13 protein-coding genes and 1 pseudogene are annotated in these 19,801 nt (G+C 70.1%); 5 read left to right on the forward strand and 9 right to left on the reverse strand.

Annotated elements, in window-relative coordinates; genetic code table 11:
- Positions 1 to 8 precede the first annotated feature (8 nt).
- Positions 9 to 809 (reverse strand): crotonase/enoyl-CoA hydratase family protein, encoded by an 801-nt coding sequence (locus OG407_RS05100; RefSeq protein WP_405855393.1) that lies wholly within the window; start codon positions 807 to 809, stop codon positions 9 to 11.
- A gap of 167 nt (positions 810 to 976) precedes the next feature.
- Between OG407_RS05100 and OG407_RS05105 the strand changes: the two genes are divergently transcribed.
- Both OG407_RS05105 and OG407_RS05110 read left to right on the forward strand, forming a co-directional pair.
- The gene (locus tag OG407_RS05105) at positions 977 to 2,596 is read left to right on the forward strand and encodes an acyl-CoA synthetase (RefSeq protein WP_405855395.1); all 1,620 of its coding nucleotides are present in this window, start codon (positions 977 to 979) and stop codon (positions 2,594 to 2,596) included.
- Positions 2,597 to 2,880: 284 nt separating this feature from the next.
- Positions 2,881 to 4,779: a sulfatase gene (locus tag OG407_RS05110; protein ID WP_405855397.1), complete on the forward strand. Its 1,899-nt coding sequence runs from the start codon at positions 2,881 to 2,883 to the stop codon at positions 4,777 to 4,779.
- Positions 4,780 to 4,910: 131 nt separating this feature from the next.
- On the opposite strand, the pseudogene OG407_RS05115 reads toward OG407_RS05110, so the two are convergent.
- Positions 4,911 to 5,750, reverse strand: a pseudogene (locus OG407_RS05115) (alpha/beta fold hydrolase); the annotation flags it as partial.
- Positions 5,751 to 6,247: 497 nt separating this feature from the next.
- Between OG407_RS05115 and paaK the strand changes: the two are divergent.
- A complete protein-coding gene (gene paaK, locus OG407_RS05120) occupies positions 6,248 to 7,546 on the forward strand; it encodes a phenylacetate--CoA ligase PaaK (protein WP_405855399.1) in 1,299 nt (432 codons plus the stop codon).
- Positions 7,547 to 7,556: 10 nt separating this feature from the next.
- Here the strand turns inward: paaK and OG407_RS05125 are convergent, their stop codons facing one another.
- Positions 7,557 to 8,372 carry an amidohydrolase family protein gene (locus tag OG407_RS05125; protein WP_405855401.1) on the reverse strand — a complete coding sequence of 272 codons (816 nt, stop codon included), beginning with the start codon at positions 8,370 to 8,372 and terminating at the stop codon, positions 7,557 to 7,559.
- Between the two features lie 106 nt (positions 8,373 to 8,478).
- Here OG407_RS05125 and OG407_RS05130 point away from each other — a divergent pair, with 106 nt between their 5' ends.
- The gene (locus OG407_RS05130; protein WP_405855403.1) at positions 8,479 to 8,844 is read left to right on the forward strand and encodes a MerR family transcriptional regulator; all 366 of its coding nucleotides are present in this window, start codon (positions 8,479 to 8,481) and stop codon (positions 8,842 to 8,844) included.
- A 14-nt stretch (positions 8,845 to 8,858) separates the two neighbouring features.
- Here OG407_RS05130 and OG407_RS05135 read toward each other — a convergent pair whose 3' ends face one another.
- The 6 genes from OG407_RS05135 to OG407_RS05160 all read right to left on the reverse strand — a co-directional run bounded on the left by OG407_RS05135 (position 8,859) and on the right by OG407_RS05160 (position 18,272).
- Entirely contained in the window at positions 8,859 to 10,355 is a 1,497-nt protein-coding gene (locus OG407_RS05135; RefSeq protein ID WP_405855405.1) for an acyl-CoA synthetase, read from the reverse strand.
- 159 nt (positions 10,356 to 10,514) lie between these two features.
- A complete protein-coding gene (locus OG407_RS05140) occupies positions 10,515 to 12,065 on the reverse strand; it encodes an acyl-CoA synthetase (protein WP_405868289.1) in 1,551 nt (516 codons plus the stop codon).
- Between the two features lie 26 nt (positions 12,066 to 12,091).
- The gene (locus OG407_RS05145; protein WP_405855407.1) at positions 12,092 to 13,201 is read right to left on the reverse strand and encodes a nitronate monooxygenase; all 1,110 of its coding nucleotides are present in this window, start codon (positions 13,199 to 13,201) and stop codon (positions 12,092 to 12,094) included.
- Between the two features lie 78 nt (positions 13,202 to 13,279).
- Positions 13,280 to 14,053 (reverse strand): class I SAM-dependent methyltransferase, encoded by a 774-nt coding sequence (locus OG407_RS05150; RefSeq protein WP_405855409.1) that lies wholly within the window; start codon positions 14,051 to 14,053, stop codon positions 13,280 to 13,282.
- Entirely contained in the window at positions 14,050 to 15,630 is a 1,581-nt protein-coding gene (locus tag OG407_RS05155) for a phytoene desaturase family protein (protein WP_405855411.1), read from the reverse strand. Before OG407_RS05155 ends, OG407_RS05150 begins: the two co-directional genes overlap by 4 nt.
- Before the next feature lie 374 nt (positions 15,631 to 16,004).
- Positions 16,005 to 18,272, reverse strand: a complete 2,268-nt coding sequence (locus OG407_RS05160) for a tetratricopeptide repeat protein (RefSeq protein WP_405855413.1) — start codon at positions 18,270 to 18,272, stop codon at positions 16,005 to 16,007.
- 544 nt (positions 18,273 to 18,816) lie between these two features.
- On the opposite strand from OG407_RS05160, the gene OG407_RS05165 reads away from it, so the two are divergent.
- Positions 18,817 to 19,767: a bacteriocin fulvocin C-related protein gene (locus OG407_RS05165; protein ID WP_405855415.1), complete on the forward strand. Its 951-nt coding sequence runs from the start codon at positions 18,817 to 18,819 to the stop codon at positions 19,765 to 19,767.
- Positions 19,768 to 19,801: the final 34 nt, after the last annotated feature.

Raw genomic sequence — 19,801 nt, forward strand, 5'->3', positions numbered from 1 at the left:
CACAGCACCTAGGCCCGCTTATAAACAGGCGCCCGCTTCTCCGCAAAGGCACGAGCCCCTTCCTTCGCATCAGCGGTGTCGAAGATCGGCCAGCCGCGCTTGAGTTCGGCCGCAAGCCCCTCCGCCTCGGTCAGCTCCGCCGTCTCATACACGGACGCCTTCACCGCCTCAACCGCCAACGGCCCACACCCATTGACGAGTTCGGCAATCTCCAACGCCTTGGCAAGCGCCGATCCGTCCGCCACGACATGCCCGACGAGACCGACGCTCGCCGCCTCCCGCGCGCTGTACGGCCGCCCGGTCAGCAACATCTCCAGCGCATGCGTACGCGGAATCTGCCGCTGGAGCCGGACAGTTGAGCCCCCGATCGGGAACAACCCACGCTTGACCTCGAACAACCCGAAGGTCGCAGACTCCCCCGCGACCCGGATATCCGTGCCCTGAAGAATCTCCGTACCGCCGGCCACGCAGTACCCCTCGACGGCGGCGATCACCGGCTTGCGGGGCCGGTGGTGGCGCAGCATCGCCTTCCAGTGCAGATCCGGGTCGGCCGTGAGCCGATCCCGGTACTGCTGCCCCTCCATGCCTTTGCCGGCCAGGGCCTTGAGATCCATCCCCGCGCAGAACGCACCCCCCGCCCCGGTCAGCACGATCGACCGGATCGCGTCGTCCGCGTCGGCCTCGACCCAGCCGTCGTACAGCCCGACCAGCATCGGCAACGAGAGCGCGTTCTTGGCCTCGGGCCTGTTGAGCGTGAGCACCAGTGTGGCGCCCTCGCGCCGCACGGTCAGGTGTTCCGTACCGCTCATGGTCGTCCTCCCGTCGCCGTACCGCCTCCGGAACGAGAACAGGTTGCAGGAGGCGCCCTGCCAGTACAAGGGGTTTCTGACACTCAGTCAGATTTCTTCTGCGCGGACCCTTCACAGTTGCCGCGCCCTTTGCTCTGATGACCGGCGAACCGATGTCAGGAGGAGTGGTGGAGTACAACATTGCCGACCTGTTCGAGTCGGTCGTCGACGTGGTCCCGGACCGCGAGGCGCTCGTGTACATCGACCACCCGGGCACAGGCGCGGAACGCCGCCTGACCTACGCGGAGTTGGATGCTGCCGCGAACCGGATCGCCCATCACCTGATCGACACCGGGATACGCCCGGGTGAGCATCTCGGGCTCCATCTCTACAACGGCGTCGAGTACTTGCAGACGGTGCTGGGCTGCCTCAAGGCGCGGGTCGTGCCGGTCAACGTCAACTACCGGTACGTAGAAGAGGAGTTGGTGTACCTCTACCGGGACGCCGACCTCGTGGCGCTGGTCTTCGACACGGAGTTCACCGAGCGGGTGGCGGCCGCGCTGCCGCGTGCGGAGCAACTGCGGCACCTGGTACGGGTGGGGGCTCCTCAGGCGGACGGACCGGACGTGCCCGCCGTGGCCTTCACGGACGCGGAGGCCACCGGGTCTCCCGGGCGCGGGTTCCCGGCGCGGTCTGCGGACGACCAGTTCATCATCTACACCGGCGGTACGACCGGGATGCCCAAGGGCGTGATGTGGCGCCAGGAGGACCTGTTCTTCTCGGGGCTCGGCGGGGGCGCGCCGACCGGTGAACCCGTCAAGAAACCCGAGGAGTTGGCCGAGCGGGTCGCGGCCGGCGGGGCGGGGATCACGTTCTTCCCCACTCCCCCGCTGATGCACGGCACCTCCACGCTCACCGCGTTCATCGGCTTCAACTTCGGCCAACGCATCGTGATCCACCGCAAGTTCGTGCCGGAGGAGGTGCTGCGGACCGTGGAGAAGGAGAAGGTCTCCAGCATGTCCCTGGTCGGCGACGCGATGCTGCGTCCGCTGATCGACGCCCTCAACGGGCCCATGAAAGGCACGGATTGCTCGTCGATGTTCAGCGTGTCGTCCTCGGGCGCGATCATGTCGGAGACGGTGCGCAGGCAGTTCCAGGAGCTGCTCCCGAACACGATGCTGCTGAACAACTACGGTTCGTCCGAGTCCGGCTTCAACGGCACCGCGACGGCCGACTCCGGGGCCGGGAAGTCGTTCCGCATCCGCGTCAACTCCCGTACGCAGGTGGTCGATCCGGCTACGTACGAACCGGTCGCGGTCGGTGAGATCGGCCGGGTCGCCCAGTGCGGTCACGTACCGCTCGGCTACTACAACGACCCGAGGAAGACCGCCGAGACCTTCTTCGAGAAGGGCGGTCAGCGGTGGGTCCTGCTCGGTGACATGGCGACCGTGGACGCGGAAGGCGTCGTCACGGTCCTCGGGCGCGGCTCGCAGTGCATCAACACCGGTGGGGAGAAGGTGTATCCGGAGGAGGTCGAGCAGGCGCTCAAGTCCCATCCGGACGTCTACGACGCGTTGGTGGCCGGGGTGCCGGACGTGCGATGGGGCAACCATGTGGCCGCCGTCGTAGAACTGCGGGCGGGTGCGGAGCGGCCCTCGCTGGACGAGATCCAGACGCACTGCCGGACGCATCTCGCCGGGTACAAGATCCCGCGCCAGTTGGTGATCGCGGACTCCATCCAACGGTCGCCGAGCGGCAAGGCGGACTACCGGTGGGCGCGGGAGGTGGCAGTCTCCGCAGATCAGTGAGTCAACAGTGGGTCAATGAGCAGGCCGGATTGAACTGACGGTAGCGTGCGGCCGTACCGATGGTGACGAATCTGGTGGCCCGGGCCAGGTCCGCCGTGCCGTCACCGGGCTCAGCACGGAAGGACGTTCGGGTGCCGCTCTTCACTCGCTCTCACCCACTGCCGGATCAGAAGGCCTCTGGGGAGACCGACCCGACAGCGGCGCCGGAGGCCGCCGCACCGCCCGAACCACAGGACCCACCCGAGCCACGCGCCTCAGCGGACGCGGCCGAGGGCCACGGCCCAGTGGACGCGACCGAGGCACGAGAATCCGCCGACGCGAACAAGCCGCCGGAATCGGCCAACACGGCTGATTCGACCGCTGCGACCGACGCGGCTGGCTCTGCCGACGAGGATGAATCCTCCGACGCTCCCGAGTCGACCAAGTCCGCCGGGCTTGCCGAATCCGCCGCACCCGCAGGGTCCGACGAGCCCGCTGAACCCGCGCGGTCCGCCGACACCACCGACCCCGCCGAGCAATCCCCCCAACTCCCCCTCCGCGCAGGCTGGTTCGGCTGGCGTCACCGCTACCCACGCACCTCACGTGCCGTAGGTGTGGGCACAAGCGTGCTGGCCGGTGTGCTGCTGCTCGTTGCGCTGGTCGTGCCCGACCGGCTCGATCGGATGACGTTTCAGTCGTTTCTCCGGCTGCCCGTGGAGCTGATCGTCCTCGCGGTCGTGCTGCTCGCGCTGCCGTCGCGGGCCCGGCGGGTCACCGCCGTCGTGCTGGGTGCGTTCGTCGGGTTGTCCACCGTGCTGAAGTGCCTCGACATGGGGTTCTACGAGACCCTGGCGCGGCCGTTCGACCTGGTCTTCGACTGGGTGCTGCTGAGCGACGCGGCAGACTGGATGAAGGACTCGTTCGGTCGCTCGGGCGAGGTGCTCTCGATCGTCGGTGTGATCGTGCTGCTGATCGCCGTGCTCGCGGGCAGCGCGCTCGCGATGGTGCGGCTGGCGGACGTGATGGCCAGGCACCGCCCCACGGCCGTACGCACCACGCTTGTCCTCGGTGTCGCGTGGATCATGTGCTTCACCCTGAGCGTGCAGGTCGGCGGAGTCACCCTCGCCACCAAGGGCTACAGCCAGTTCCTCAGCAACCGGGTGAAGTACGTGCGCGAAGGCCTGGGCGACGCCGACGTCTTCAAGAAGCAGCTCACCGTCGACGCCTTCGCGAAGACCCCGCCCAACCAGCTGCTCACCGGGCTGCGCGGCAAGGACGTGCTGTTCACCTTCATCGAGAGCTACGGCCGGGTCGCCCTCGACGACCCGACGATGGCACCGGAGATGGACAAGACGCTCACGGCGGGCGACGCCCGGCTGAAGGCGGCCGGTTTCTCCTCGCGCAGCGCGTGGCTCAGGTCGCCCGTGACCGGCGCCGGCAGCTGGCTCGCCCACTCGACGTTCTTGTCCGGCCTGTGGATCAAGAACCAGCAGCGGTACCGGACCGTCACGACCAGCACCCGCGCGACCCTCACCAGCTACTTCCAGAAGACCGGCGCCTGGCGCACGGTCGGCATCGTCCCCGGCGTCCGCAAGGCCTGGCCCGAGGGCAAGTACTTCGGCCTCGACAACATCTACGACTCCACCCATCTCGGCTACAACGGCCCGTACTTCAGCTGGACGCCGGTGCCGGACCAGTTCAGCCTGGAGTCGTTCGAGAAGCTGGAGTACGGCAAGAAGAACCGCGACCCGATCATGGCGGAGATCATCCTGGCGTCCAGCCACAACCCCTGGTCGCCGATCGCCCACACGATCCCCTGGAACCAGCTCGGCGACGGCACGATCTTCAACCAGATCAAGAAGGAGGGCACGAACCCGACGGAGGTCTGGAAGAGCGCGAAGCGCGTGCGGACCGAGTACCGCAAGGCCATCCAGTACTCCGTGGACAGCCTGACCCAGTGGGTCCAGCGCTACGGCAACAAGAACACCGTCCTCGTCTTCCTCGGCGACCACCAGCCCGTCCCGACGGTCACCGGTGGCACCACCGACCGGGACGTGCCGATCACCATCGTCGCCCACGACCCGAAGGTGCTGGACAAGATCTCCAGCTGGGGCTGGACGGACGGCCTCAAGCCGGCCGACAGCGCACCGGTGCTGGGCATGGACAAGTTCCGGGACCGCTTCATGACGGCCTACGCGAAGTGACCTGTTCCCCCACCAGGAACGCCTCCACGACGGCGAGGAACTCCTCCGGCCGGTTCGGCGAGCACGGCCACCCGGTCCTGAGGAACCCCACTGGTGGGACCACCCGCAATCACCAACGTGGGCATGGTGATCCGCCTCCCGTCGAGGAACGCGGTGACGCGGCGCACGAACCACTCCGGGTCGTCGAGCCACGGGTAGTGCCCGGCACCCGGCTGGACCGCCGACTCGGCGTCGCGGAAGGCCTCGGCGGCGCGGCGGGCGAGGTCGGGCCGGGGGCCGCCGTCCAGCTCACCCGCGAGGACCAGGACGGGTGCGGACAGGTCCGCGAGGGCGGCCCGGGTGGCGGGCGGGTCAAAGGCGCCCTCGGAGAAATAGGCGTCGGCGGCCTCCTCGCTGCACTGTTCGTCGGCGAGCGAGGAGTGCTTCTCGGCTGCGGCATCCCAACTGCCGTAGAAGAAGGGCTCGAAGACCGGGTCGAAGTCCCCCGTCCCCGCGAGCCATGCCTCGAACGCCGGGTACGCGGCCTCGAACCACGGCTCGCCCTTCCGTAGCCTCGCGGCGGCGAGCCTGTCCTCGGGTGTGGCCGGCATGTCCAGTGCCCACGGGGTGGCCGTGATGAGGAGCAGCCTTGCGACTCGCTCGGGATACCGGGCCGCGTAGAGCATCGCGAGGCTGCCGCCCGCCGAGTGGGCGAGCAGGTCCATGTGGTCCAACCCCATGTGGGCGCGCAACACTTCGACGTCGTCGACGAGCCGGTCGCAGCGGTACGACGTCCGGTCGGCCGGCACCGCGGAGTCGCCGGTGCCCCGCAGATCGAGCAGGATCAGCCGCCGATGTGCGGCCAGTCCACCCAGGTCGCCGAGGTACGTGGAGGCGCGCATGGGCCCTCCGGGCAGGACGACCAGCGGCTCGCCCTCACCCCTGACGTGGTAGGCGAGTTCGGTGCCGTCGGTGGCGGTGAAGTTCGGCATGCGGCCGATCCTCACCGTCAACCGGACCTCGCCGCAAGGCAGTTCCTCAGGTCCTCGTTTCCTCAGAGGACGTTGGAGCGATGGGCCGATGGGGCGATGGGCCAGCGCCGCGTCGACGATCTGCTCGGCGGAGGGCTCCCCGAGATCGGACGGCGGATGGAAGATCAGGTCCGAGGCCGCCGGATGCGTCACGTTCGTTGTGAAGAGCCGGAGGTAATACTCGGCGTCCGTATCCCCGGCCAGGATCCTGCGGACGACTTCGACGAGGGTCTCGATCCGGTCGATCTCGCGGCTGAGTTCCTCAACTCGCGCCAGCGGCACGGACGGTGGCAGGCGTTCCGGACGTAGATCCACGCGGGCATTCTGCCGGGCGACGCGTCGAGAAAGTGGGGGCAGACCTCTTGCCTCGGTGGGCGGTGGGCTGGATTACTGATCCCACACATGTCGACCGAATGATCGGTCGCCCGAAATGGCATGATTGATGGAAGTGTGCACCGGTGGCGGACGCTGCGGAGTTGCTCGACTCGGGGGAACGGCTCGACCAACACGCGCTCAGGACACTGCAGTTGGAGCGGCTACGGGCCTCCCTCCGGCACGCCTACGCGAACGTGCCCTTCTACCGCCGGTCCTTCGACTCGGCCGGAATCCACCCGGACGACTGCCGCGCGCTCTCCGACCTCGCCCTCTTCCCGTTCACCACCAAGCTGGACCTGCGCGACAACTACCCGTACGGAATGTTCGCCGTCCCCGAGGACCGCATCCGCCGTATCCACGCGTCGAGCGGTACCACCGGACGCCCCACAGTGGTCGGCTACACAGAGAACGATATTTCCATGTGGGCGGACGTCGTGGCCCGTTCCATCCGCGCCGCGGGCGGACGGCCCGGCGACAAGGTCCATGTGGCGTACGGCTATGGGCTGTTCACCGGTGGCCTGGGCGCTCACTACGGTGCCGAACGACTGGGTTGTACGGTCATCCCCGCGTCCGGCGGTATGACGGCCCGCCAGGTGCAGATCATCCAGGACTTCAAGCCCGAGATCATCATGGTGACCCCGTCCTACATGCTCACGCTCCTCGACGAGTTCGAGCGGCAAGGGGTCGATCCACGCGGGACCTCTCTGCGGGTCGGTATCTTCGGGGCGGAGCCCTGGACCGAGCAGATGCGGCGGGAGATCGAGGAGCGGTTCGCGATCGACGCGGTCGACATCTACGGGCTGTCCGAGGTGATCGGTCCGGGTGTCGCGCAGGAGTGTGTGGAGACGAAGGACGGGCTGCACATCTGGGAGGACCACTTCTTCCCGGAGGTCGTCGATCCGATCACCGGTGAAGTCCTGCCCGAGGGCCAGAAGGGCGAGTTGGTGTTCACCTCGCTCACCAAGGAGGCCATGCCGGTGATCCGATACCGCACCCGGCACCTGACCCGCCTGCTCCCCGGCACCGCCCGGCCTGCCTTCCGGCGCATGGAGAAGGTCACCGGCCGCAGTGACGACATGGTGATCCTGCGCGGGGTGAATCTCTTCCCCACCCAGATCGAGGAGATCGTCCTGCGCACCCCGGGCGTCGCACCCCACTTCCAGCTCCGACTCACCCGCGAGGGCCGCCTCGACGCCCTCACCGTGCGGGCCGAGGCCCGCCCCGGCGCCGGCCCCGAGACCCGGGACGCGGCGGCCCGCGCCATCGCCGCAGCGGTGAAGGACGGCATCGGTGTCTCCGTCACGGTCGAGATCGTGGAGCCCGAGTCGCTGGAGCGGAGTGTGGGCAAGATCCGGCGGATCGTGGATCTGCGGACGCCCTGAGCCGACTCCGTCAGCCGAACGCCCCGCCCGATACGGAGAGTTGCCCCAGCCCCAGCAGTTCCGCCAGGTTCCCGCCCAGCACCCGGTCACGCACCTCGCCCGGAGACGTGACCCGTTCCACCGTCGTGCGCGCGACGACCGGGTCTCCGTAGGGAGCGTCCGAGCCGAAGAACGTGCGGGTGGGGAGTTCGTGGACGGCGAGGCGGACGGCGAAGACGATGTTCGCGGTGGAGAGGTCGAGGTGGAGGTTGGGGGTGGCGCGGGCCAGTTCGATGGCCAACATCCAGTGGGATCCGGCCAGCTGGCTGATGACCACCGGCACCTTCGGGTGGCGGGCGGCCAGTTGGGCGAGTGTGCGCAGGTCCTCGGCGGTGGTGGGCGCGGAGCCGTGGACGACAACCGGGAGTCCGGCATGGTCGTCGGCCGCACGGAGCACCGGCTCGACCAGGGCTGCCCGGTTCGGGGGCGGGGTGAGTTCCCCGATGCCGTACAGCCCGAGGCCGGTCACGTCGCGCTCCACCCGGGCCGCGGTCTCGGCGTCGGGGCGGCCGAGGGGGACGGAGCCGAAGCCGAGGAAGCGGTCGGGGTGTGCGGCGAGGGCCTCGTCCAACTCCCGTAGCGCCAGGGCGAATCCGCCGTCACCGGAACCGCCCGCCAACGCCCTTCCCAGGGCGCCCATTTCCTCGTGGAGGGAGTCCAGGCCGGTGGCCCGTTCCGGGTGCGCGCGGGTGGGGAACAGGACCGTACGGTGCACACCCGCGTCGTCGAGCGCCGACAGGTGGGCGTCCAGCGGGTCGTGGACATGGCTGTGGGCGTCGAGAATCATGCGCGTCTCCCTGGGCGGGCCGGCCGCCCGGCGGAATGCCGGCGGCGGGAGCCAGTGTTGATCCCTGACACCGTTGGAAGGTCAAGTCGGAGAGGGGTGCGCGCCCGTGTTGATCGGAGAGCTGGCCGAGCGGACGGGAACCAGCGAGCGACTGCTGCGCTACTACGAACGGGCGGAGCTGCTACGACCCGCGCGACTGCCCAACGGCTATAGGGAGTACGCCGATTCGGACACCGCCGCCGTACTCCGCATCCGCGCACTCCTTGCCGCCGGGCTGCCCACCCGGGTCATCCGGCACGTACTGCCCTGCACCACGGACGGGGCCGTGCAGCCCTGCCCGGGTGTACTCGACGCCCTGCGCGCCCAGTTGAGCGACCTCGACCGCCGGGCCGCCGAACTCGCGTCGGCGCGTGAGGTGTTGCGGGACACGATCGCGAACGCGGAGTCGCGTACGGCCTCAACTCCCGCTTGACAACCCGACAGCACTCAGTCGGCGAGCCGCTCCCGCAACTCCCGCTTGAGGATCTTCCCGCTGGCGTTGCGCGGCAGCTCGTCCACGAACACGACCCGCTTCGGTGCCTTGAAGTGGGGGAGCTTCTCCCGGGCGTGGTCGATGAGTTGGGCCTCGGTGACCTCTCCGCGCGGCACGACGACCGCGGTGACGGCCTCGATCCAGCGGTCGTCGGGGAGGCCGATCACGGCGACCTCGGCGACGCCCTCGTGGGTGTAGAGCACGTCCTCGACCTGGCGTGAAGCGACCAGTACGCCACCGGAGTTGATGACATCCTTCACCCGGTCGACGACGGTGAAGAAGCCATGAACGTCCCGTACCGCGAGATCGCCGGAGTGGAACCAGCCGTCACGGAAGGCGGCGGCGGTCTCCTCGGGCTTGTCCCAGTAGCCCTCGCACAACTGCGGTGAGCGGTAGACGATTTCACCCGAGGTGCCGTCGGGAACGTCCTTGCCGTCCTCGTCGACCACGCGTGCGTCCACGAACAGGACGGGACGGCCGCAGGAGTCCAGTCGCCCCTTGTGCTCGTCGGGACCCAGGACGGTGGCCAGCGGGCCGATCTCGCTCTGCCCGAAGCAGTTGTAGAAGGCCAGCTTGGGGAGCCGCTCGCGCAACCGCTCCAGGACGGGCACCGGCATGATCGACGCGCCGTAGTACGCCTTGCGCAGGCCGCTCAGGTCTCGGGTCGCGAAGTCGGGGCGGTTCGCCAGGCCGATCCACACGGTGGGCGGGGCGAACAGGCTGTCCACGCGCCCGGCTTCGATGAGGTCGAAGAGCCGGTCGCCGTCGGGCGCGTCGAGGATGATGTTGGTCGCCCCGACCGCCAGGTAGGGCAGCAGGAACACGTGCAGCTGCGCCGAGTGGTACAGCGGCAGCGAGTGCACCGGCCGGTCCCCCGCGCTCAGGTCCAGGGCGGTGATCGCGCTCAAGTACTCGTGCACCAGGGCCCGGTGGGTCATCATCGCGCCCTTGGGCAGCGCGGTCGTACCCGAGGTGTAGAGCAGCTGCACCAGGTCGTCGGTACGCGGCTCGGGCCCGTCGTACGACGACGCCGACGCCAGCCGGTCGAGCAGCGAGCCGTCCGCGTCCCGCAGCGGCAACGTCCGTACGCCGTCGGGGAGTCGACCGGCGAGGTCCGGGTCGGTGAGCACCAGCGTGCTGCCGGACTGGCCGACGATGTACGCGAGGTCGTCGCCGGTGAGGTTCTGGTTGACCGGCACGTGCACGAGGCCCGCGCGGGCGCAGGCGAGGAAGCCGATCAGGTAGGCGTCGGAGTTGTGGCCGTAGGAGCCGACCCGGTCGCCCGGCGCGAGGCCCTGGTCGAGCAGCACGGTCGCCGCGCGGGAGACGGCGTCGTCGAGTTCCTCGTACGTCCAGGAGCGCTCGCCGTAGTCCACCGCCACGCGTGCGGGAGTGCGCCGGGCACTGCGTCGCAGTACCCCGTCAACCGTGCTGCCGTGTCCGGGCGTCATGACACATGATCCTCGGGCCGCCACCCGGGCAGGTCAAGCGGGCTGGTCGGGGTGGGCGGGCCCGCCCCACATGGGCCGAGACCACATGGCTCGGAACCACATGAGTCGGAACCACATGGGTCCGGACCACACCCTGACCGCTCCAAGTGCCTACGGCACTCACACAGGCCGCGTACGCCCCTCCCAGTACGGGTCCCGCAGCCGCCGCTTGTACAGCTTGCCGTTGGGGTCGCGGGGCATCTCGGTGATGAAGTCGATGCTCTTGGGCCGTTTGTAGCCGGCGAGTTGCTCGGCGCAGTGGTCGAGGAGGGCGGCGGCGAGGGCCGGTCCCGGCTCGTGGCCGGGGGACGGTTCGACGACGGCCTTGACCTCCTCGCCCCACTCGTCGTGCGGGATGCCGAAGGCGGCGGCGTCGGCGACGGCGGGGTGGGCGAGGAGCGCGGACTCGATCTCGGCCGGGTAGATGTTCACGCCGCCGGAGATGATCATGTCGATCTTGCGGTCGCGGAGGAAGAGATAGCCGTCCTCGTCGAGAATGCCCAGGTCGCCGACGGTGAAGAAGTCGCCGATGCGGTTCTTCTTCGTCTTGGCCTCGTCCTTGTGGTAGGCGAAGCCGCCGGTGCTCATCTTCATGTACACGGTGCCGAGTTCACCGGGCGGGAGCCGGTTGCCGTCGTCGTCGAAAACCGCGAGTTCACTGATGGGCCAGGCCTTGCCGACCGTGCCGGGCTTCTTCAGCCAGTCCTCGGCGGTCGCGAAGGCACCGCCCCCCTCGCTGGCCGCGTAGTACTCCTCCACGCTGTGGCCCCACCAGTCGATCATCGCCCGCTTCACATGGTCGGGGCAGGGCGCTGCGCCGTGGATGGCGTGCCGCATGGAGGAGACGTCGTAGCGCGCCCGTACGTCCTCGGGGAGGGCGAGGAGGCGGTGGAACTGGGTGGGGACCATGTGGGTGTGAGTGCATTTCTCACGGTCGATGAGGCGGAGCATCTCCTCCGGGGTCCACTTGTCCATCAGGACCAGGCGGTGCCCTATGTGCAGGCTGGCGCCCGCGAACTGGAGGACGGCCGTGTGGTAGAGCGGTGAGCAGACCAGGTGGACGTTGTCGTCGAACGGTTTGATGCCGAAGATGCCGAGGAACCCGCCGAGGTACGCGGACTCGGGCGGCCTGCCCGGGAGCGGTCGGCGGATGCCGCGGGGGCGGCCGGTGGTGCCGGAGGTGTAGTTCATGACCCAGCCGAGTGTGCGGTCCGTGGGCGCCGACTCCGGTTGTCCGTCGAGGAGTTCGGCGTACGGCCGGAAGCCCTCGACCGTGCCGACCGCGTACCGGTGGGTGGCGGGCAGGCCGGCCTCGTCGGCGGCCTGGCGGGCGGGCTCGGCGAACCGTTCGTGCGCGATGAGCACCTTGGCGCCGGAGTCGGCGACGATCCACGCGATCTCCGGTGCGACGAAGTGGTGGTTGACGGGGACGAGGTAGAACCCGGCCTGGGTGGCGGCCAGATGGGCCGTGAAGAACTCGACACCGTTGGGCAGCACGACCGCGAAGGCGTCGCCGCGTTCGAGCCCGGCGGCGCGCAGACCGTGCACGAGTTGGTTGGCGGCGGCGTGCAGTCGTCCGGCCGTCCACACCTCGCCGTCGGGCGCGACGAGGACCTCCCGGTCGGGGTCCTGGGCCGCCTGGGCCCAGAAGCCGGCGGGGGGTGTGCTCACAGCCTGTGTGGTCTCACCCTGGGTGCTCACTGGCCGCTCCTTCCGGCGATGCGGTTGATGCGGTCGACGGCGTGCTCGAAGCCGCGGGTGAGGTCGTCGAAGACGGCCTGGACACTGCGTTCGCTGTTCATGCGGCCGACGATCTGGCCGACGGGGGTGCCGAGCAGCGGGTCGATCTCGTACTTCTGGATGCGTGAGACGGCCTCGGCGACCAGCAGTCCCTGGAGGGGCATGGGGAGGGTGCCCGGGCCGTCCGTGTCGTCCCAGGCGTCGGTCCACTCGGTGCGCAGTTGGCGGGCCGGTTTCCCGGTCAGGGCGCGGGAGCGGACGGTGTCGCCGGACCCGGCGGCGAGCAGTTTCCGGGTCAGGGCGGGTGAATGCATATCGGCCTCTGTGGTGGTCAGCCATACGGAGCCCAGCCACACACCTTGGGCGCCGAGACTGAGCGCGGCGGCCACCTGCTGCCCGCTGCCGATGCCGCCCGCGGCGAGCACCGGCAGCGGGGCGACGGCCTCGACAACCTCGGGCGTGAGCACCATGGAGGCGATCTCGCCGGTGTGGCCGCCCGCCTCGTAGCCCTGGGCCACGACGATGTCGATGCCCCCCTCCGCGTGCTTGCGGGCGTGCCGTGCGCTGCCCGCGAGCGCGGCGACGAGCACGTTGTGGTCATGGGCGCGGGCGACGACGTCGGCGGGCGGCGAGCCGAGGGCGTTGGCGAGCAGCTTGATCGGGTAGTCGAAGGCGACGTCGAGCTGGTTGCGGGCGACCTGTTCCATCCACCCGGTGATGCGCCAGCCGGACACCTCGCCCTCGGCGAGTTCGGGGACGCCGTACTTGGCCAGGGTCTCGGTGACGAACTGCCGGTGCCCTTCCGGGATCATCGCCTCGACCTCGGCCTCGGTGACGCCCTCGACCTTCTTCGCGGGCATGACGACGTCGAGGCCGTACGGCATCCCGTCGACGTGCGCCTCCAGCCAGTCGAGGTCGTGCTTGAGGTCGTCGGGGGCGGTGTAGCGGACCGCGCCGAGCACTCCGAAACCGCCGGCCCGGCTGATGGCCGCGGCGACGGCGGGGAACGGCGTGAAGCCGAAGATGGCGTGCTCGATTCCCAGTTTCTTGCTCAACTCCGTCTGCATGGGCGCAGAATGCCGCAGTCCTCCGGACGACGGAAGGCCTTTTCTGATGCTCCGTCAGATTTTCCTGGAGCCGCGGGCCTACCGAACCCGCCGAGCCGTGAGCACCGGCTGGTAGAAGCCGCTGTCCCCCGGGTCGTGCCAACTGACCTCCGCGAAGCCCGCGTCGGCCACGGCGGCGCTCAACTCACCGCGAGTCAAAGCCCAGTACGCGGTACGCCGTACCCGCACCTCCCAGCCACCGCCCTCCCCCGGCACGAGCTGGAAGTGCTCCAGGTCGTAGCGCGCGCCGTCCTCGTGCCAGTGCCACAACTGGAAGGTGACCACCCGGCCTCGGGCGGTCGTCGACACCTGCGGGGGCGCGGACGGGGGACGGGCGGCGCGGATCTCGTCGTAGTCACGGATGCTCAGCACAAGGAGCCCGTCGTCGCGCAGGACCCGGCGCATGCCGACCAGGGCCGTGCGCACGTCGTCGGCGGTGAGCAGATGCGGCAGCGAGTTGTCGGCGCAGACGACGATGTCGAAGGCGCCCGCCCGGAACGGCAGCGCCCGCATGTCCGCCACGGTCACCGGAAAGCGGACGCCCCGGGCCTCGGCCTCGACAGCGGCCCGCGCGACAGCGGCCGGGCTCAGATCGCTCCCGGTCACCCGATGTCCGACCCTGGCCAGCCCGATCGCCTGTGTGCCGATCCCACATGAACAGTCCAGCACCTGGTGTGGCCCCGCACCCAACCGATCCCGGACGACGCCGTCCAGCGCCGCCGCCTGGCGGGCCATGCTGGCGTCCCAGTCCGGGAAGACCAGGTGGTAGTCGGCGGCAAGCGCGTCGTAGAACTCCCGGACGGAGGACGTCACTCCCCCGCCTCCCCCGCCTCCAGCACTGCCATCGCCGCGTTGTGCCCCGGAACGCCGCTCACGCCGCCGCCCCGCACGGCGCCAGCCCCGCACAGCAGGACGTTCGCATGCCGGGTTTCTACGCCCCAGCGGCCGGTGTCGTCCTGGGCGTAGGGCCAGGTCAGTTCGCGGTGGAAGATGTTGCCGCCGGGGAGTCTGAGGTCGCGTTCGAGGTCGAGCGGGGTCTTCGCCTCGATGCAGGGGCGGCCGTCCGCGTCGGTGGCCAGACAGTCCGCGAGGGGTTCGGCGAGGTGGTGGTCCAACTGGGCCAGCGTCGCCTTCAACAACTCATCACGTACGGCGTCGTTGTCCCGTCCGAACAGCCGCGCCGGGGTGTGCAGGCCGAAGAGGGTGAGGGTCTGGTAGCCGTCCTCGACGAGGTCCCGCCCGAGGATGCTCGGGTCGGTGAGTGAGTGGCAGTAGATCTCCGAGGGCGGCGCGGCGGGCAGCGAACCCGACGCGGCCTGGGCATGTGCGGCGGCCAGTTGGTCGTAGCCCTCGGCGATGTGGAAGGTGCCGGCGAAGGCCTCGCGCGGATCGACCGAGGTGTCGCGGAGCCTGGGCAGCCGCTTGAGCAGCATGTTGACCTTGAGCTGGGCGCCCTCGGCGGGGGCGGGCGGCTCGTCGCCGGTGAGGGCGGCCAGTTGCTGCGGCGAGGCGCCGACGAGGACGTGCCGGGCGGCTACGGTCCCCTCCCCCTCGGCCGTGCGGTAGGTGATCTCGGCGGCGCGTCCGTCCGTGTCGATCCGTACGGCCTCGTGCCCGGTGGCGAGGACGGCGCCGGCGGTGCGTGCGGCGGTGGCCAGGGCGTCGGTGAGGGCGCCCATGCCTCCGACGGGCACGTCCCAGGCGCCGGTTCCGCCGCCGATGACGTGGTAGAGGAAGCAGCGGTTCTGGGCGAGCGTGGGGTCGTGGGCGTCGGCGAAGGTGCCGATGAGGGCGTCGGTGAGGACGACGCCCCGGACCAGGTCGTCGGTGAAGTTCTCCTCGACCGCGACACCGATCGGCTCCTCGAAGAGCATCCGCCAGGCGTCCTCGTCGTCGACGCGGCGGCGCAGTTCGTCGCGAGTGGGCAGTGGTTCGGTGAGCGTGGGGAAGACCCGCTGGGCGAGGCGGCCGGTCATGCCGTAGAGCCGCTGCCAGGCCGCGTACTCGCGGTCGCCGCCGGTCAGCCGGGCGAAGGCGTCGCGGGTGCGGCGCTCGCCGCCGCCGACGAGGAGGCCGGTGGGGCGTCCGTCGCGTTCGACGGGGGTGTACGACGAGATGGTGCGGCCGCGGATGCGGAAGTCGAGGCCGAGGTCCCGCACGATCTTCTTGGGCAGCAGGCTGACCAGGTACGAGTACCGGGACAGCCGTGCGTCGACCCCGGCGAACGGGCGCGTCGACACGGCGGCGCCGCCGGTGCCGTCGAGGCGTTCCAGGACGAGCACGGAGCGCCCGGCCCGGGCCAGGTAGGCGGCGGCGACCAGGCCGTTGTGACCACCGCCGACGATGACGGCGTCGTACGTCCGGTGTCCGGGTCCCTCGTGTGCAGGCATGGTTCTTCGTAACACGAGGTGATCTAGGTCGGCCAGGGGTGGGCGGCGGGTCGTGCTCGGTGGCCGCGGGCGGATGTGTACAGGGTCGGGGGCAGGTGTGGGCGGGCTTGGGCTTGCGGGTGCCCGCGCCCACCGCCGGAGGGGCCGGCGGTAGTGGGCGCTGACGAGCGGACGCGAACCGGGCATGAGGCAGGCGCGGCCGTCCCATCTGGGGGCGGACGGGGTCGCGGTCGTCCGCGAACACGGCCGGAGGGGGGAGGCGGGCGGTACCGGGCCCCTGCGCGCGAACGCGGACAGGACCGCAGGCAGACGCGGCCGTTCCGGTCGGCAGCCTGGGTTGTCCGTGTCCACGGCCGGAGTTGGCGGCGTGGCTCTCAGTGTCGGCCGGCCGCCCGCCCCTGCCTGAGTGCCGCCACCCGGCGGTACAGCTCGACCGCCTCGGCGTTGCGGCCGAGCTGTTCCAGGCAGTGGGCCTCGTCGTTGCGGCTGGCGAGGGTGTCGGGGTGGTCCGGGCCGAGGACGCGCTCGCGGGCGGCGGCCACCCGGCGGTATTCGGTGAGGGCGTCGGCCCAGCGGCCCAGCCAGCCGAGCCCCACGGCGACCTCGCGGCGGCTGACCAGGGTGTCGGTGTGGTCGGCGCCGAGGACGCGCTCGCGGATGGCGCACACGTCGCGGGACTCGGCGAGGGCCTCCTCCCAGCGGCCGAGGCGACCGAGGTTGACGCCGAGGCCGTGGCGGGCGCGGAGGGTCTCGGGGTGGGCGGGGCCGTGGACGCGGGTGCGGTCGTCGATCAGGTCGCGGTAGAGCTTGAGGGCGTCGGCGCTGCGGCCGAGCCGCCCGAGGCTGATGCCGATCTCGTAGCGCGCGGCGAGCGTGTCGGCGTGGTCGGGGCCGAGTGCTTGCGCGCGGGCCTCGGCCACCTCGCCGTAAGTCTGCAGGGCCTCGGGCCAACGCCCCAACTGGCCGAGCGCGTAGGCGACTTCGTAACGGGTGACCAGCGTGTCGGGGTGGCCAGGACCCAGCACGCGGGCGCGGGCGGCGGCGACCTCGCAGGCCATGCGGTACGAGTCCTCCAGGCGGCCGAGCCGGCTGAGGTTGAAGGCGAGGTTGTGGCGGCAGCGCAGGGTGTCCGGGTGGTCGGGGCCCATCGTGCGTTCCCGGGCGGCGAGTACGGACGTGTACACCTGGTGTGCGTCGAAGTGACGGCCCAACTGGCCCAGGACGTACGCCATTTCCTGCCGGGCGGCGAGCGTGTCGGCGTGGTCGGCGCCCAACGCCCGTTCCCTGGCGCGGGCGACGTGGGTGTACTCGTGCAGGGCGTCGGCGGCGCGGCCGGTACGGCTGAGGGTGAAGCCGAGTTCGTAGCGGCTGGCGAGGGTGTCGGGGTGGTCCGGGCCCAGCAGGTGCTGCCGTTCGGCGGCGACCGCGCGGTGCACCTCTCCGGCCTCCGCCCAGCGGCCGAGCCGCCCCAGGCTCAGGCCCGCGTTGTGGCGTCCGGCAAGGGAGTTGAGGGTCTCCAGGGACGGCGCGGACGGCGACTCCGGTGCGGGTTCCTCGGCATGGCCGGTGGTCGGGCGGGCGATCCACTCACCGGTGAGTCCGGCTCCGGCGTCCGGCGGGGTGGTGCGCAGTCCGGCGCCGGTCGCCTTGTGCCCGGTGGTCATCCCGCGTGTCCAGGACGGCAGGCGGGCTTCGTGGGAGACCGGCTCGGACACGGACACGGGCTCGGACACGGCTTCGGACGGGCGCAGTTGGGGCTGCGGGGTCACAACGGTCGGTACGTACAAGGGTGTCGTACGGCCCATGGTGATCCGGCGGCCCAACTCGCGGGCGTCATGCGGACGTTGCTCCGGGAGCTTGGCGAGCAGGTCGAGGATGACCTTCTCCAGGTACTCGGGCACTTCGGCACGCTCGGCGCGCGGCGGACGGGGCGCGGTGTCGCGGTGGCCGATGAGGATCGCCCAGGCGTCGCCGAGGTCGAACGGCGGTGCCCCGGTGGTGAGTTCGTAGAGCACGCAGCCGAAGGAGTAGAGGTCGCTGCGCTGGTCGACCTCGGTGCCGCTGATCTGTTCCGGCGACATGTAGTGCGGGGTGCCCATCGCGATGCCGGTGCCGGTCAGCCGGGAGGTGAAACCGATGTCGGCGCCGAGACGGGCGATGCCGAAGTCGCAGATCTTCACCGTGCCGTCGGTCAGCCGCATGATGTTCGCGGGCTTCAAGTCCCGGTGCACGATGCCCTGTTGGTGGGTGTAGGCGAGGGCGGAGGCGACCTGTTCCGCGATGTCGACGACGTCACCGACGGGCAACGGCCGCTGCTCGTTGTCCTCCAGGAGCTGACAGAGGTTCCGGCCGTCGAGCAGTTCCATCACCAGATAGAGGACTCCGTCCGCCTCACCGAAGTCATGGACGACGGTCACCCCGCGGTGCTGCAACGCGGCGGCCACCCGGGCCTCCCGCCGGAACCGCTCACGCAGGACCCGGGTGAACGACTGGTCGTGGTGCGGGTTCAGCGGCTTGAGGCACTTCACGGCGACCTGCCGCCCCAGCGACTCGTCCCGCGCACGCCACACCTCGCCCATGCCACCGCGCCCGATCAGATCGAGCAGGCGGTAGCGACCCTGGATCAGTCTGCTGTCCCCCATCTCCCGCGTTCGCCCCCGTCGGTGTTCGTCCCGCCCTCCCCTGGCTCGTCCAGTATGGCGAGCGATCGTCCGACTTTGTACGGGGGCGTGCCCGAGCCGACCCGAGCCGTGACACGGCACACAGGATGCGCGTGGGCGGGTGGTGCCGGAGCACATGTGCGGGTACGCAGTGCAACAGGGTGCCTGTGGTGGGCAGTTGCCGGGGGAAGGTGGCGGGCCCGAGGGTCGGTCGGCCGTAGAGCTGATGGGCGTACGACGCAGGGAGGCTTACGGCAAAGTGCGTCACGCGCCGTCGGAGCACCTCGCGCGCCGGGAAGAGGAGGGGCAGCGGGGGCGGAGCGTCGTACCACCTGCGGATCCGCTGAGACCGAAGGCACATTCCAGGCGAAGAAGCCCATCGGGTCCTACTTCCGTGTCCGCATCCAGGAGGCGGCGGGGCCTGCGAATGTAAAGCATTTCGATCCCCCTCGAAGTGATTGACGTTTCCGGACGTCTCGGCAAATGGTTTCTCTTCAGGTGGAATCGAAATCGTGGGGAGAATCTTGTGACCGAGTGGATATTGGCATTCGACGCCGACTGTCGATTCTGCGAGGAAGTGGTGGATCGGGTTCGCGTGTCCGCCGACGGCACGTTGACCACCGCGGGCCTCACGGAACCCCGTATTCGCGACCTTCGCGTGCGCGCCCTGGGGGAGGGGGCCGAGTGGGCCCCGACCCTGTTGGCGGTCGACGGCGACCACGTGCGGGCCTGGACCGGAACCGCGCTGTCCCTCCGCCTGGCGCGGCTGCTGGGGCCCTCGGACTCGCTGCGGGTGGTGCGTGCGCTCCGCGACCTCGATGTGCTGCGGCCTCCGAGCCGTCGAGGAATCCTCAAGGCCGTCCCGGGGCTGGCCCTGGGAACGTTTCTGGTCACCGGCGGCCTGGCGGCCTCGCCGGCGCAGGCGGTGACCCGCGCCAAGGGCAGTAAGGCGTCGCGGTGGGTGAAGGCAAACTCCGACCGACTGCCCTCCGGCTACTCCGAGTTCGCCTCCTACCCCGCGGACTATCGGCGCGCCATTTACGGCGCGCTGCCCGCTTCCGCTCGCAGTGATCTGTGGGTGGCGCACTTCGCGGACTACCGCAAGACGCACCCCGGTCTGTCGGCCGAGCAGTCCGCCGTGCTGGACGACGCGACGCGGTCGGCACCCCAGATCATCGCGGGGCGCCGGCAAGAAACCGCCGCCGAAGGGCTGGAGACGGCGGTTGTGGCGGCGTTCGGCGAGACCGAGGCGCGGGCGATTCTCATGACGCTGGGCCCAGCCGACACCCAAGGTGCCGACACACAAGGTGTGGCGCCTCGGAGCGATCAGAGCGTCCAGGTCCTCGACTGCAATTCCCAGTGCGCGGGGAGCGGAAGCTGCGACACCGTGTGCTACGCCTCACCGTTCTATTGCAACTGGACCAATCACGGCTGCGGCCCGCTGTGGCTGGGACCGTGCAGCGGGTTCTGCATTTAAAGCCACCCCTGGAAGGCGCTCGCGCCTTCCTGCG

Source organism: Streptomyces sp. NBC_01515 (assembly GCF_045040345.1).
Classification (GTDB): domain Bacteria; phylum Actinomycetota; class Actinomycetes; order Streptomycetales; family Streptomycetaceae; genus Streptomyces.